This window comes from Gracilibacillus sp. YIM 98692 (assembly GCF_010993965.1).
Classification (GTDB): Bacteria; Bacillota; Bacilli; order Bacillales; family Amphibacillaceae; genus Gracilibacillus.
This window is the reverse complement of the sequence record NZ_WIXM01000026.1, coordinates 38694-54890: the sequence shown is the minus strand read 5'-3', so window position 1 is coordinate 54890 and position 16197 is coordinate 38694. Positions and strand designations below refer to the sequence as shown.

General features: G+C 36.6%; 11 protein-coding genes and 1 other annotated feature. Of the genes, 8 read left to right on the top strand and 3 right to left on the bottom strand.

The features are described from left to right. Window positions 1-250: 250 nt before the first annotated feature. Window positions 251-775 carry a peptide-methionine (S)-S-oxide reductase MsrA gene (gene msrA / locus GHD00_RS16645; RefSeq protein ID WP_163539288.1) on the bottom strand — a complete coding sequence of 175 codons (525 nt, stop codon included), beginning with the start codon at window positions 773-775 and terminating at the stop codon, window positions 251-253. Window positions 776-866: 91 nt separating this feature from the next. Between msrA and GHD00_RS16640 the strand changes: the two genes are divergently transcribed. Next, on the top strand, window positions 867-1757 hold the full coding sequence (locus tag GHD00_RS16640; RefSeq protein WP_163539287.1) for a 5'-3' exonuclease: 891 nt from the start codon (window positions 867-869) through the stop codon (window positions 1755-1757). Window positions 1758-1794: 37 nt separating this feature from the next. Here the strand turns inward: GHD00_RS16640 and gltC are convergent, their stop codons facing one another. Further along, window positions 1795-2697 (bottom strand): glutamate biosynthesis transcriptional regulator GltC, encoded by a 903-nt coding sequence (gltC, locus tag GHD00_RS16635; protein WP_163539286.1) that lies wholly within the window; start codon window positions 2695-2697, stop codon window positions 1795-1797. A gap of 136 nt (window positions 2698-2833) precedes the next feature. Here gltC and gltB point away from each other — a divergent pair, with 136 nt between their 5' ends. Then, window positions 2834-7393 (top strand): glutamate synthase large subunit, encoded by a 4560-nt coding sequence (gene gltB / locus GHD00_RS16630; RefSeq protein WP_163539285.1) that lies wholly within the window; start codon window positions 2834-2836, stop codon window positions 7391-7393. 15 nt (window positions 7394-7408) lie between these two features. Then, window positions 7409-8905 (top strand): glutamate synthase subunit beta, encoded by a 1497-nt coding sequence (locus GHD00_RS16625; RefSeq protein ID WP_163539284.1) that lies wholly within the window; start codon window positions 7409-7411, stop codon window positions 8903-8905. Between the two features lie 34 nt (window positions 8906-8939). On the opposite strand, the gene GHD00_RS16620 is transcribed toward GHD00_RS16625, so the two are convergent. Further along, on the bottom strand, window positions 8940-9683 hold the full coding sequence (locus tag GHD00_RS16620; RefSeq protein WP_163539283.1) for a CBS domain-containing protein: 744 nt from the start codon (window positions 9681-9683) through the stop codon (window positions 8940-8942). Between the two features lie 160 nt (window positions 9684-9843). On the opposite strand from GHD00_RS16620, the gene GHD00_RS16615 reads away from it, so the two are divergent. From GHD00_RS16615 to GHD00_RS16595, 5 genes are all read left to right on the top strand, one after another. Continuing rightward, on the top strand, window positions 9844-10917 hold the full coding sequence (locus GHD00_RS16615) for a branched-chain amino acid aminotransferase (RefSeq protein WP_163539282.1): 1074 nt from the start codon (window positions 9844-9846) through the stop codon (window positions 10915-10917). A gap of 197 nt (window positions 10918-11114) precedes the next feature. Then, window positions 11115-11330 (top strand) — a binding site (T-box leader). Between the two features lie 319 nt (window positions 11331-11649). Then, complete coding sequence (gene proB, locus GHD00_RS16610; RefSeq protein WP_163539281.1) at window positions 11650-12777, top strand: glutamate 5-kinase; 1128 nt, start codon at window positions 11650-11652, stop codon at window positions 12775-12777. After that, window positions 12770-14014, top strand: coding sequence for a glutamate-5-semialdehyde dehydrogenase (locus GHD00_RS16605; RefSeq protein WP_163539280.1), 1245 nt, complete (start codon window positions 12770-12772; stop codon window positions 14012-14014). Before proB ends, GHD00_RS16605 begins: the two co-directional genes overlap by 8 nt. Window positions 14015-14086: 72 nt before the next feature. Then, window positions 14087-15010: a manganese-dependent inorganic pyrophosphatase gene (locus GHD00_RS16600; protein WP_163539279.1), complete on the top strand. Its 924-nt coding sequence runs from the start codon at window positions 14087-14089 to the stop codon at window positions 15008-15010. Window positions 15011-15091: 81 nt separating this feature from the next. After that, complete coding sequence (locus GHD00_RS16595; protein WP_163539278.1) at window positions 15092-15868, top strand: class I SAM-dependent methyltransferase; 777 nt, start codon at window positions 15092-15094, stop codon at window positions 15866-15868. The last annotated feature ends 329 nt before the right edge of the window (window positions 15869-16197 follow it).

The window sequence follows — 16197 nt, the reverse complement described above, 5'->3', positions numbered from 1 at the left end:
GACAAGAAGGCACTATTTAATTCCTGTTTTCTACTCTACCCCGGAAAGGGAGCGTTTTTCCGCAGCGCTGGACTAGCACTCAGCTTCGGAAGGATGGGAGAAAAACACGCTTAGTTACGACGTAGTTTATGGATATGACGATCAAATTTTATACATTGTCTAACGTATAAACAAGAGAGCTGTCTCACCAGTTTTGTAAACTGACTAATGAGACAGCTCTTTTCTAATTTTCAGGGCAACTTCTAACTTTTTATTTCCAATGATCTTCGATAAATTCATCTCTTCCTGACTTTTCTCTATCTAATTTATACTCATTTTCATTTTTTCGATAGAAGTCTTGATGATAACTTTCCGCTGGATAAAAAGTGTAAGCTGGTAGAATCTTTGTTACAATTTCATCCTGAAACCGATTAGAAGCTTTTAAAGCTTTTTTAGATTCTTCCGCTAAATTTCTTTGCTTTTCATTATGATAAAAAATAGCCGTACGGTATTGAGGGCCACGATCATGAAATTGTCCGCCATCGTCCGTTGGATCAATCTGCGGCCAATATAAATCCAAAATTTGTTGATAAGAGATAATGGAAGGATCGTAACTTATTTGAACAGCTTCGTAATGTCCAGTAGTGCCTGTTTTCACTTGTTCATACGTGGGGTTTTCTACAGTACCTCCTGTGTATCCAGATACAATACTTTCAACACCTTCCCACTGATCAAAAGGTTTCACCATACACCAAAAGCATCCCCCGGCAAAAGTAGCCTTTTCGTTTTTTTCCATTTTCTACACCTTCTTTTCTGAAAATAGATTATATACAAAAATGCCATTTCATTGTACACTAATCATTATAGTATGAAAAAGGATTGATACAATGGAAAACAAAGGTCATGTTTTATTAGTAGATGGGATGGCATTATTGTTTCGCGGTTTTTTTGCAACTGCATTTCGTGGAAACTTTATGACAAATAGTAAAGGAGTGCCGCGTAACGGACTTTTTGGATTTTTAAACTATTTTGTCAATGCTATGGAAACATTTCAACCATCTCATGTTATATGTTGTTGGGATATGGGGAGTAAAACGTTTAGAAATGAAATATTTCGGGAATATAAGGCTAACAGAGATGAACCGCCACTAGAATTAGTACCTCAATTTGACTTAGCCAAACAATTAATTGAAGCATTTGATATTCCGAACATTGGTGTCGAAGGTTATGAAGCTGATGATTGTATTGGAACGTTAGCGAAGCAATTACATCAACAAAACCATATAACCATTTTGAGTGGAGACCAAGACTTGCTGCAGCTGGTTGATCAACAAATAGATGTTGCTATTATGAGAAAGGGCCAAGGAAATTATGAATTGTTTACGCACGATAACTTTTATGAGAAAAAAGGATTAACACCTCAACAAATTATAGACTTAAAAGGTTTAATGGGGGATTCTTCAGACAATTACCCTGGTGTAAAAGGAATTGGCGAAAAAACAGCTATGAAACTACTTAAGGAACATCATAGTATAGATCAATTATTAGAAAGTAAAGCTTCATTAACAAAAGGGGTACAGAAAAAATTGGATCTATATTATGAAGATCTAACAATCTCAAAAAAATTAGCTCAAATTTGTATAGACGTTCCGATTCAATTATCCATAGAGGAAGCTATATTTCAAAGCAGGGTAAAGCCTATTGCAACATTTTTAACAAAGGAATTGGAATTCCATAATCCGAATAGATGGTTAGATAGACTTGCATTGCAAGCTTAAATCTCCCGTGAAATAAAAATTCACGGGAGTATGGAAGCTAGTCATTAATAATTCTTTGATTAAAAAAATCCAGTATAAATTGATAGAAAACATTTTCAGAAGGGGCTAGTTGGCGATTTTTAGGTATGATAACACCTACCGTTCGTTTTAATTCTGCTTCTGGTATGGCAACTTTCACGCAATAATCTGGATTGACATCTGTTAAAGCACTTTTAGGCAGTAATGTAATCCCAATTCCAGCAGATACTAGACCTTTTATGGCATCTAAATCTTCTCCTTGAGAAGAAATGTTAGGAGTAAAGCCAGCATTTTTACAACCATCAATAACTAGTTTATGCAGGATATAACCTTCTGGGAACAACACGAAAGTATCGTTACGTAAATCGTATAATCTAATCACTTCAGCCTTTGCTAACGGATGTGATTTTGGAAGCAACGCATAAAACTCTTCCATAAACAAGACATTACTAATTATTCTTGTGTGCTCAGTTGGAACTGGTCCTAGAAAAGCAACATCTAATTCCCTGTTATTTACCGAATCGATTAAAAAGTTATAAGAACCTTGTCGAAGTTGGTAATTGATTTTAGGATGAATTTTTTTAAATTCTGAAATAATGGTAGGTAACATATTGCTTGCTAAGCTTGTTGGAAAACCAATTTTTATAGAACCTCTTTCTGGATCAATATATTCACTTATTTGTTTTTGGGCATGATCAATAGCCTTTAATGCTGCTTTTGCATTAGACAAAAATATTTTACCTATTTGTGTTAATCGAACATTTCTACCTTCACGTTCAAACAAATCCACACCTAATTCCGATTCTAAATTTGAAATTTGTCTACTAACGGCGGATTGAGCAACGTGTAAAGCAGCAGCAGCATGGGAAATATGTTCTCTTTCCGCCACTTCTACAAAATATCGAAGCTGTCTTAATTCCATCTAAATTTCACCTCATCCACTTAATATATATCAATTTGAGATCATTATCATATATATTATATATTGTTTAGAACAAAAAATAAACTTACAATGGAAATAGACGTCTTAAAAGGAAAACGAAATGGGGGGCGACAATATGACGTATAATGATATGCCTAGTGCCCAAGGTTTATACCATCCTGATTTTGAACATGATGCTTGTGGTATAGGCTTGTATGCTCATATTAAAGGAAAGCAAACACATGAAATCGTACAAAAAGGTTTGCAAATGTTATGTAAGCTAGAACACCGTGGTGGACAGGGAAGTGATCCACTTACTGGTGATGGATCTGGATTAATGGTACAGATCCCTGATCAATACTTCAGAAAAGTATGTGAAAATTTCCAATTACCAGATGTAGGTCGTTATGGTGTTGGAATGTTATTTCAATCAAAAGATAAAAAAGAACAGGATTTAGTAGAAGAATTTATTAACAAAATCATTGAAGAAGAAGGGCAATCTTTAATCGGCTGGCGTGACGTTCCAGTAGATGAAACAAAAATTGGGGAAACAGCGAAAGAAACGGTTCCTGCTGTGCGCCAAGTTTTTATTGCTGCTTCAGACGAATTAGAGGATGACTTAGCATTCGAACGAAAATTATATGTCATCCGTAAGCGAGCAGAAAATTGGGCAAAAGAACAAGAGATCCGTTTTTATTTCCCAAGTTTATCGAACAAAACTATTGTATATAAAGGGTTGTTAACACCTGATCAAGTAGACGAATTTTATCTTGATTTACAAGATGATTCTTTTGTGTCTGCTTTTTCACTTGTGCACTCAAGGTTCAGTACGAACACATTCCCAACTTGGGAAAGAGCACACCCTAACAGATACCTTATTCATAATGGTGAGATTAATACAATGCGCGGTAATGTAAACTGGATGCGTGCACGTGAGAAACAATTCGTTTCAGAAGCATTTGGAGACGATTTAGAAAAAGTATTACCAATTGTAAACTCAGAAGGCAGTGACTCAGCTACTCTTGATAATGCGTTAGAATTTTTCACGCTTGCAGGTAGAAAACCAGCACATGCAGCTATGATGCTTATCCCAGAGCCTTGGGAGAAAAACCCTCACATGGATGAGAAAAAACGTGCTTTCTATCAGTACCATAGCACGATGATGGAGCCGTGGGACGGTCCTACTTCCATTACATTTACGAATGGTAAGCAAATTGGTGCCATTTTAGACAGGAATGGGCTTCGTCCAGCACGTTATTATGTAACCAAAGACGACTATATCATTTACTCCTCGGAAGTAGGGGTTATTGATTATGAAGAAGAAAATGTTCTATTAAAGGAACGCCTAAGCCCAGGTAAAATGTTACTTGTTGATTTAGAAGAAGGAAGAATCATTTCTGATAAAGAAATTAAAGAAGAAATAGCAAGTGCTCATCCATATAGTGATTGGTTAGACGATCAAGTTGTTGCATTAGATGTGGAAGGCGATGTTGATGAAGACGACTATATTGATCCACAATTGCTGCAAAAACAAAGAGCATTTGGTTATACAACAGAAGATATTGAGAAATATCTAATTCCTTTAGTTACAGGTGGTAAAGATCCAATTGGTGCGATGGGTAATGATATGCCAGTAGCTGTTTTATCTGAAAGACCACAATCATTATTTAACTATTTCAAGCAGTTATTTGCACAAGTAACGAACCCACCTATTGATGCATACCGTGAACAGCTTGTAACTTCAACACTTACTTGGTTAGGTACAGAAGGTGACTTATTACATCCGAAAAATACAACTACGAAACGTATTCGTTTAGATTCACCTATACTATCAAATAATCAATTAGATTCCATAGTAGAAAACAAGGTAGATGGCTTTAGTGCGAAAGTATTAGATACCACTTTTACTGGTAACATGGAAGAAGCACTGCATCAACTGTTTGAAAATGCTAAACAAGCAATTGAAGATGGCTATAATTTACTTATCCTTTCTGACAAAGGAATGGACTTGAATAAAGTGGCTATTCCAACGTTACTAGCTGTTAGTGGTGTTCACCAATACCTTGTTCGAGAAGGTATTCGTACCAAAGCAAGTATTATTGCTCAAACAGGTGAAGCAAGAGAAGTGCACCACTTTGCTACAATGCTTGGGTATGGTGTAGATGCTATTCACCCGTATCTTGTGTATCAAACACTTCATGCTTCAGTTTTAGCGAATGAATTAGATATGCCATTTAAAGAAGCACAGTATAAATTTATCTCTGTAGCAACAGAAGGTATTATTAAAGTAATGTCGAAAATGGGTATTTCTACGGTTCAAAGTTACCGAGGTGCTCAAATATTTGAAGCTATCGGGATCAGCAAAAAAGTTGTTGGAGAACACTTTACAGGTACCGCTTCACAAATTGATGGCATTGATTTAGCAGTTTTACAAGATGAAACACAAAAACGCCATAAAGAAGGATATAAGGCAGCTATTGAGCAATCATTAGAATCAGGTAGTGATTTCCAATGGCGTAAATCAGGAGAACACCATGCCTTTAATCCAACGACGATCCATACTTTACAGTGGGCTTGCCGTCGTGGAGATTATGACTTGTTCAAGAAGTTTTCCAAAGCAGCAAACGAAGAACAAGTTGGCTTCTTAAGAAATTTATTTAGCTTTAAAAATACAAATGCTATTCCAATTGAAGAGGTAGAGTCTGTAGAATCCATTGTGAAACGATTCAAAACAGGTGCGATGTCCTTTGGTTCGATTAGTAAAGAAGCACACGAAACCCTTGCTATTGCCATGAATCGACTTGGTGGTAAAAGTAATAGTGGAGAAGGCGGGGAAGACCCTGATCGCTTTACAAAAGATGAGAATGGCGATTTACGTTCTAGTGCGATTAAGCAGGTTGCCTCTGGACGTTTTGGTGCTAAAAGTCATTATCTTGTTAATTCAAAAGAGTTACAAATTAAAATGGCTCAAGGGGCTAAGCCGGGTGAAGGTGGTCAATTACCAGGTATGAAAGTTTACCCATGGGTTGCAGATGTACGTGGTTCTACACCAGGTGTTGACTTAATTTCACCACCACCACACCATGATATCTATTCGATTGAAGACTTGTCACAATTAATTCACGATTTAAAAAATGCCAACCGTGATGCTCGTGTAAGTGTAAAGCTTGTTGCGAAATCTGGTGTTGGTACGATTGCTGCAGGTGTTGCTAAAGGGAATGCAGATGTTATTTCTGTTGTTGGATATGACGGTGGAACAGGTGCATCTCCGAAGACAAGTATTAAGCATGCAGGTTTACCATGGGAGTTAGGTCTTGCAGAAGCGCATCAAACATTAATGCTTAATGGATTAAGAGATCGAGTTATCCTTGAAACAGATGGTAAATTAATGACTGGTAAAGATGTGGCAATGGCTACATTGTTAGGTGCAGAAGAATATGGATTTGCAACAGCTCCATTAGTAGTAACTGGTTGTGTAATGATGCGAGTTTGTCATATGGACACTTGCCCAGTTGGTGTGGCAACACAAAACCCTGAATTACGAAAGAAATTCACCGGTGATCCTGACCATGTCGTAAACTATATGAAGTTTGTTGCAGAAGAAGTACGTGAGATCATGGCACAGCTTGGTTTCCGTTCTCTAGATGAAATGGTTGGAAGAACAGATGTGTTAGAAGTATCTGAACGAGCTAAAGCACATTGGAAAGCAAAACATTTAGATTTATCAACATTGTTGTATCAACCTGAAGGAACACGTCATAACACAGTTACGCAAGATCATAAAATTGATCAGTCACTTGATATGACACAAATCCTTCCTAAGGTACAAAAAGCAATTGATAATCAAGAAATAGTAGATGAGTCCTTCTTCATTAAGAATACGGATCGTGTAACTGGTACGATTGTTGGAAGTGAAATATCTAAGAAGTATGGCGAACAAGGTCTGCCTGAAGATACCGTCACATTACGCTTTGAAGGATCTGCAGGTCAAAGCTTTGGTGCCTTTATTCCAAATGGTATGCAGATGATTGTTACAGGAGATGCCAATGATTATGTTGGTAAAGGCTTATCAGGTGGTAAAATTGTTGTTCGAGCATCTGGGAAGACAACTATTGATCCTGGAAACAATGTGATAGCAGGTAACGTATGTTTCTACGGTGCTACCAGCGGGGAAGCTTATATCAATGGTTATGCAGGTGAGCGTTTTGCTGTACGTAATAGTGGAGCAAAAATTGTTGTAGAAGGTGTCGGTGACCATGGTTGTGAATATATGACAGGTGGTCGAGTAGTCATCTTAGGTAATGTAGGTAAAAACTTCGCAGCTGGTATGTCTGGCGGTGTCGCTTATGTTAAACCTGATGATATCCCAGCATTTAAAAAGCTGTGTAATGATGAGCTAGTTCAGTTTGAATCCATTACTGATCTAGAAGAAATCAACGAAGTAAAAGCAATGCTAGAAAATCATTATCAATATACAAATAGTGATAAAGCTGCCGTAGCGCTTCATAATTGGGAAGAAGAAGTAAATAACTTTGTGAAAGTTATTCCAACAGACTATAAATTAATGTTGAAACAGATTGACTGGTTTGAACAAGAAGGTCATACGTTAGATGATGCGAGATATGAAGCCTTCATGTCTAAAAAAGAAGGTAGAATGACAGTAAAACTAAATAATGAAGAAGCACTAATCAAATAGAAAGGAGACAGAAGAATGGGAAAACCAACAGGATTTATGGAAATTGAACGTGAAGAGTCGTTTGAACGTGACCCAATTGAAAGGATAAATGATTGGAACGAATATTCTGCTCCTTTCACTGATGATGAAATGAAAAGACAAGGAGCACGCTGTATGGATTGTGGTACACCATTCTGCCATATTGGAATGGATATAGATGGGGCGACATCAGGTTGCCCTGTTTATAACCTGATTCCAGAGTGGAATGATTTGGTGTACAAAGGGAAATGGAAAGAGGCACTTGATCGTTTGTTAAAAACAAATAATTTTCCTGAGTTTACTGGTCGTGTTTGTCCGGCACCTTGTGAAGGCTCTTGTACAGTTGCGATTAATGATCCAGCGGTTGCGATTAAAAACATTGAACAAGCTATCATTGATAAAGGGTTTGAAAATGGTTGGATTACGCCACGTATTCCTGATCATCGAACTGGTAAAAAGATTGCCATTGTTGGATCTGGCCCAGCAGGGTTGGCGGCAGCCGATCAATTAAATCAAGCAGGTCATAAAGTAACCGTCTATGAAAGAGCTGATCGTGCTGGCGGGTTATTAACTTATGGTATTCCAAACATGAAACTTGATAAAGACGTAGTTGAGCGTCGTGTACAATTACTTCGTGATGAAGGAGTAGAATTTATCTTAAACACAGAGGTTGGAAAAGATATATCTGCTGACGAAATCAAATCATCCTATGATTCTGTTATTTTATGTACTGGTGCTCAAAAACACCGTGATCTGCCAATTGAAGGCAGAGATGGAAAAGGAATTCGCTTTGCAATGGATTACCTTACAAGAGCCACAGAATCATTATTGGATGATAAAGTACAAGCAGAAGAAGAGTTAGATGCAAAAGGAAAAGATGTTATTGTCATCGGTGGTGGTGATACTGGTGCTGACTGTATCGCTACAGCTCTTCGTCAAGGCGCTAACAGCATTGTACAGTTTGGTAAACACCCACAATTGCCAATTAAACGAACCGAAGATAATATGTGGCCTGCATACCCACAAGTATTTAGCTTAGAGTATGCTCACAAAGAAGCTAAATATAAGTTTGGAGAAGATATTAGACAATATTCTATCCAAACAAAGAAATTTGTTACGGATGAGAATGGAAAATTAAAAGAACTTCACACTGTTGAAATGAAGAAAACACGTGATGAAAATGGAATGTTTGTATTTGAAGAAATTCCAGGTACAGAAAAGGTTTGGCCTGCACAGCTAGTACTTATTGCTATTGGTTTCGAAGGTGCAGAACAACCTGTATTGAAGGCATTTGATGTTCATGTAGAACGTAATAGAGTGGATGCCAAATATGGTGACTTCCAGACAAATATTGATCATGTATTTGCTGCAGGTGATGCTAGACGCGGACAAAGCTTGATTGTTTGGGCTATTAATGAAGGACGGGAAGTAGCACACCAAGTAGATCAGTATTTAATGGGAGAAACTGCTTTACCAACAGTTGCAAATATGTAATACGAAAGAAAACCTACCATTCGGTGGGTTTTCTTTATGTATGACGAATAAGAGTAAAATTATCGTTCGGTACTTTAAGTAAATCCCAAGCCGATACAATTCCGATAGGTAACTGATTTTGTGAGCCATCTTCTGTTATAATAATAGCTTCCAATTTTTTATTTTGTTGGTGATAAATATGAAATATTGCCTCTAAATCAAATAGATTAGAATCTTGTTTCATAAATGCAATACTGTTTTCTTTTTCATATGAAAGAAGCTCTTCCACTTGAATTTTCTTTGTATTCATAGTGGAAATTTGATCAACGTAGTGTGCTAGAAATCGCGCGATTCCACCTTCAGTTAATAGTCCTATATAAGTTTGTTGGTCATATATAGGATATTGTGTAAATCCATCCTGATGAAAAGCAGTTAATACATCTTCTAAAGTGTCTATTTGTTTAAAATATTGAACTGGCTGTGATGCAATAGATAAAACTTGAGGAGGTTTACTTAATATTTCTTTAAGTTTCTCTAATTCTAAAACTACCTCTTCATGAGGTTCCGCTATGTAAAATTCCTCCTTTATTTTTCGGTGTACCATCGCATTTCTTAATTTACTGCATTGTTTTAATAATTCGTAGTGTGATTTAACGATATGGTGCGTCTTTGCTTTTGACAAAACTTCATGAAATGAAGCATTGGTATTCGTTTCTTTTGCATATTTGCATAATAAATCGTGTATTTGATTAAAGGCTACTTCAAATCGAGTGGAAAGTTGATGTTTGTTTGAATTCATTTCTAGGCAACTCCCTTACTGTTAGAATTCCTTAAGAACTATAATTGTCGAAAAATTTTACAATTATAACTTGTTTTTTAGTACATTTTAGTAATAAAATAAAGGTTAAAGGTTATTTAATCGAAAATTGAAATTTTATATGAATAAGGAGTCTTTTTTTATGTCACAATATACCATTACCGTTATGAAAAACGAAAAACCTAAACCAAAACCGGAATCAGATCAGTTAGCGTTTGGTAAGCACTTTACTGATCATATGTTTATACAGGATTATAGTCGTGAAAAAGGATGGCATAATCCACGTATTGTCCCATATCAACCGTTAGTGTTAGATCCAGCAGCAATTGTCTTTCACTATGGTCAAACGGTTTTTGAAGGTCTAAAAGCATACAAGACTAAAGATGGTCATATTCAATTATTCCGTCCAAATAAAAATATGGAAAGACTAAACAAATCAAATGATAGAATGTGCATTCCGCCAGTTGATGAAGAATTCGCGATTGATGCGATTAAGCATCTGGTACATATTGACCATGAATGGGTGCCTGATGCTCCGGGAACTTCTTTATATATTAGACCATATATCATCTCAACAGAGCCTTATCTTGGTGTTTCTCCTTCCAGTACTTATCAGTTTATTATTATTTTATCCCCAGTTGGTGCTTATTATGAGGAAGGAATAAACCCCGTCAAAATAGCAGTGGAAAATAAATATGTACGTGCTGTCAAAGGTGGAACTGGTGAAGCTAAGACAGCGGGGAATTACGCTTCAAGTCTTAAAGCACAAGAAGATGTTGCGGATGAAGGATATGCTCAAGTTTTATGGCTTGATGGAGTAGAAAAAAGATATGTTGAGGAAGTAGGAAGCATGAATGTTTTCTTCAAGATTAATGGGGAAATTGTTACTCCTGCTTTAAATGGAAGTATTTTAGAAGGGGTAACTCGAAATTCTGTTATTGAACTGTTAAAATATTGGGATATTCCAGTTAATGAACGCCGTATCACAATGGAAGATATATATCAAAGCTACCTTAATGGAGAGTTGGAAGAAGCGTTTGGTTCTGGAACAGCAGCAGTTATTTCCCCAATTGGTGAATTAGCTTGGGAAGATAAAAAAATGGAAATTAATAATGGTAAGACTGGTGAAATTTCTAAAAAATTATACGATACGATGACTGGTATTCAGTATGGAACAGAAAAAGATCCTTTTAATTGGGTTGTTAAAGTAAAATAGATGTCCGTTTGTAACGGTGGACAATCGTTCGTTCCCCACTTCAGACTTAGAATTATTAAAGAAGTATAGGTGGGGGATGAAGAGCCCCCCAACTGATAAAAGTCTCTCTTTATAAAATCATACAATGACTTGAGAAGTATCTCATTTTTTCATATAATAACAGATAGATAAACATATTATAGGTGAAAACAAGCTAATAAAAGGTACTGATTAGAACTAGTAATTAGATATATGGTAAAAAGAGATTGGAATTCTTAGGCTGAAAAGTTCCATTACCCGCTAATCTAATGAACCTATTCTATGAACCGTTAAGCATATAACTTAACCGTATCTCTGCGTTAAAGAGAAAAGCGGACAATAGTTTATATTGTCAATAAAGGTGGTACCGCGGAAAGACTCTTTTCGTCCTTGCATGGTCAAGGATAAAGAGTCTTTTTATACGTTAGGACATAAATTTCGGTAGGGAAGTTACTAGACGTAGTGAAAATTTTAAGGTTCGCAGTACGACGAACAGGACGTTCTAATATCGGCGTTTTGGTCACAGGACGCACTTGTACGGGGGGGGGGGACTGACATCTGTGTTGCCTACAGGAGGTAGACGAATTTAATAGATGTTCAATTTTCACCCCCGATGCAAGGGTAACTAGGCGACCGTACTGCGCCATAAGGCTTGGCTAAGCCCAAGTTTTCTTTATGGTTAAAAGAGAGATTTTAGATGAAGGCGTGAAATAAATGGCAAAACAGCGAGTTGTGGTAAAAATTGGCAGTAGTTCACTTACAAATAAAAATGGTGGTTTGAGTGTAGAAATGTTGGAGGAACATGTTTCCGCGATAGCAAAATTGATTCAACATAACTACGAAGTTATTCTTATATCGTCTGGTGCTGTCTCTGCTGGTTTCAATGATCTAGGATATCCTATTCGACCAATCACTGTTGCTGGTAAGCAAGCAGCAGCTGCTGTTGGCCAAGGACAACTGGCTCAAGCTTATAATGATGCATTTAAAACCTATGGTATTGTGACAGCACAATTATTGCTAACGAAAGACGTGTTCAGTAATGAAACACAATATAGCAACGTTTATTCAACATTAACGGAGCTATTAAAAAGAGATGTTTTACCAATCATTAATGAGAATGATACAGTAGCGATAGATGAATTAACATTTGGAGATAATGATATGCTATCCGCTTTAGTTAGTGGGTTAGTCCATGCAGATTTTTTAATTATGTTAACAGATATTAATGGTCTTTATAATAAAAATCCAAAAACAGACCCAAATGCAATAAGGTATGACTGTCTTCCTACGATCTCTCAGGAAATTTTAGATCAAACAAAACATGAATCAGGTTCTAAATTTGGAACAGGCGGGATGAAATCGAAAATATTAGCGGCAAAAACTGCTCTCTCATTAGGAGTCCGAGTGTTCGTTGGATCTGGGAAAGGCGCTGATAAATTAATGGATATTGTCGGCGACGAAGGAGACGGCACCTATATTGGAGAAATGCTTACGAACAATTACCGAAAACAAAAACAATGGATTGCATTCCATTCAAAAGTTTCAGGTAAAATCTATGTAGACACGGGAGCAGCAAAAGCAATCATTCACCAAGGAAGAAGCTTATTACCTGCTGGTGTAAAGTGGATTGAAGGAGATTTTGAAGAAGGGGCTGTTGTAGAAGTCGTTTCTGAGGACGATATCATTGCTAAAGGTCAAGTGAACTACTCGTCACGTGATTTAATCAAGTCTAAGGGAGAATCAAGTACTATAGCCATGGAGTTAACAATGGGAACTAAACCAGAAGTGATCCATCGAGATCGACTGGTTTTATCAATGAAGGAGGCATATAACTATGAGTGATCTTTTGCAAAAAGCACAATTAGTAAAAGAAGCAACAACAAATCTTGCAACAAAATCCACTGATGAAAAAAATCAAGCATTACGCTTAATATCAGAAGAATTAAGAGAACAAAAAGTATTCATTATGGAAGAAAACCAAAAAGATATTCAATCAGGACGTGAAAATGGTCTGCATGAGTCACTAATTGATCGTCTCGTTCTAAATGATCAAAGAATTCAAGATATGTCGGATGCACTTCTTCAATTAACGGAACTACAGGATCCAATTGGAGAAGTAATGGAGAATTGGGAGCGGCCAAATGGTTTACAAATCGAAAAAGTACGCGTGCCAATCGGTGTTGTCGGTATGATTTATGAAGCAAGACCAAATGTAACGATTGATGCAGCAAGTCTTTGTTTAAAAACAGGAAATGCTGTATTGCTACGTGGCAGCTCATCTGCTATTTATTCTAATAAAGCACTGGTTAGCGTTATACATGATGCATTAAAAAAATCTGCATTGCCTGATCAGGCCGTTCAATTAGTAGAGGATACCAGCCGTGAAACGGCATCTCAGATGTTTAAGCTGAATGATTACTTAGATGTTTTAATCCCACGCGGCGGTAAAAAACTAATCGATACAGTTGTAGCACAATCCTCTGTACCCGTACTGGAAACTGGAGCAGGGAACTGTCACTTATTTATTGACCAAACAGCAAATAAAGACATGGCTGTAGAGATTGCTATTAATGCTAAAACGCAGAGGCCATCTGTATGTAACGCAATCGAAACAATCCTAGTGGAAAAGTCATGGGCAGGCAGCTATTTAACTGAACTTATTAAATCTTTACAAGAAGCAAATGTGGAGATTCACGGTGATGAATTTACTTTATCAAAAGGTGATCATATAATAGCTGCGACAGAAGAAGATTATCAAAATGAATATTTAGATAAAATAGTTGCCATTAAAGTAGTAGATTCAGTGCAAGACGCTATTAACCACATCAATAAATACGGTACAAATCACTCTGAATCTATTATTTCGGAAACTGATGAAAGTGTTGTACAATTTATGAATGAAGTTGATGCAGCAGCTGTTTATCATAATGCATCTACAAGATTTACAGACGGCTTTGAATTTGGTTTCGGAGCAGAGATTGGAATAAGTACACAAAAACTTCATGCTAGAGGGCCAATGGGATTAGAGGCACTTACGTCTACTAAGTATTTATTAAAGGGCCAAGGACAAACCAAGTAAAATGCTGTTATCTAATACCCATTCATGTATAATGGGTTTGGATATAAAATTTGGAAGTGAGGAGTTTGAATTATGGCAAAAACACTTATTTTTGGACACAAAAATCCTGATACGGACACGATATGTTCTGCTATTGCATATGCGGAGTTAAAACAAGCTTTAGGTGAAGAAGTAGAAGCTGTAAGACTAGGGGAAGTAGGTAATGAAACACAATATGCCCTAGACCAGTTTAATCAGTCTGCCCCTCGAATGGTAGAACATGTTGCAGACGAAGTTGATCAAGTTATTTTAGTAGACCATAATGAGCGCCAACAAAGTGCTGAAGATATTGAACGCGTTCAAATACTAGAAGTAATTGATCACCATCGTATTGCAAACTTTGAAACAAAAGATCCACTATATTATCGTGCGGAACCTGTTGGTTGTACAGCAACCATCCTAAATAAACTGTACAAAGAAAATAATGTAGAAATGAAGAAAGAGATCGCTGGCTTAATGCTTTCAGCTATCATTTCAGACTCTTTATTATTTAAATCACCTACTTGTACAGATCAAGACGTTCAAGCAGCTGAAGAATTGGCTGAAATTGCAGGTGTAGATGTTCAAAGCTATGGTTTAGAAATGCTAAAAGCAGGGGCAGATATCAGTGATAAATCTGCGCAGGAATTAATCTCTATGGATGCAAAAGAGTTTGATATGAACGGAAATAAGGTTGAAATTGCACAGGTGAACACTGTGGAGGTAGATGATGTATTAGCTCTTCGCAGTGAAATCGAACCTGCAATTGAAAAGACGGTATCAGATAAAGGTCTTAAGCTATTCGTCTTTGTTATTACCGATATTTTAAATAACGATTCTGTTGTATTAGCAGTCGGAGAAGAAGAACAAAAAGTAGCAGAAGCATTTAATGTAACCTTAAATAACAAAACAGCCACTTTAAAAGGGGTTGTGTCTCGTAAAAAACAAGTAGTTCCAAATCTGCAAAACGCATTTTAGTATATGATTGTCAGGGTAGTAGTAATTTTACTGCTACCTTCTTTATATATAAACTCTGTTAAAGGTAGGATGATCATCCATATGATTATAACAACAGCGGGTCGTTCAACGAATAGGTTAATAACACATTCTAAAAGGTTATCAGCTACCTATCAATTACCTTTTATCGAAAGAAAAGGACAATCGATTGAGAATTTAAAAAAACTATATAAAGATGATATTTTAGTTGTTGGAAAGGACCAGTTGTTTATCTCATGTTTAGATGGTGATCAGAAACTGTTTTTTCACCCTAACTTAGCGATGGTAAGATCAAAACGTGTCGTAAATGGCGAAGAAGAACCTTTTCTTTCTACAACGAAGCTAATAAAAGGAATGTCTATACTCGATTGCACGTTAGGTTTAGCATCCGATAGTATAATAGCAAGTTTGGCAGTGGGGGCAGGTGGATCTGTCATTGGGATTGAAGGAAGTAAATCATTATACATACTAGCTAAAGAAGGGCTTTCTTCCTTAAATAGCAGACATGAATGGTTTGATCAAGCGATGAGGAGAATTTCTGTTATACATGATGACCATTATTCCTATTTAAAAAAAGCAGAAACCAATGCAGTTGATATTGTGTATTTCGACCCTATGTTTCATAAAAGCATTCACACTTCCAACGGGATTAATCCATTGAGAAAACAAGCAATTTCATCTGATCTCACCATGGATGTCATTAAAGAAGCAAAGCGGGTAGCAAGGCAACGTGTTGTAATAAAAGATCACTGGCAAAGCGAACGATTTAATCAGTTTGGTTTTATTCAATTTAAAAGAAAAACCTCACCATTTCATTATGGATCAATCGAGCTCTATTAACGCAAACTACCACTAATCGCAGTCATGTTTGAACCAGACTTTACCAATCACCTTAATATCGTGTTGAATATCCAAATCAACGGGAGTATTGTGGGGTATTTCCTAATGCCGAAATAACTGTCCCAATTGCTTGTATCCATCCACCAAATTTGTTGTTGATATTTTCTTGCTTAGCCAAAGAAATCCCCTTTATAGTTCCGCCATTAATATTGATTGACTCATTATATTGTATGAGGAAAAGCCCATTTTGTTTTATTACAAATATCATAATAGTGTTAACTTATCTATAATACTTGCGTTTTGATAACGCGTTCATATAAGATGTACGT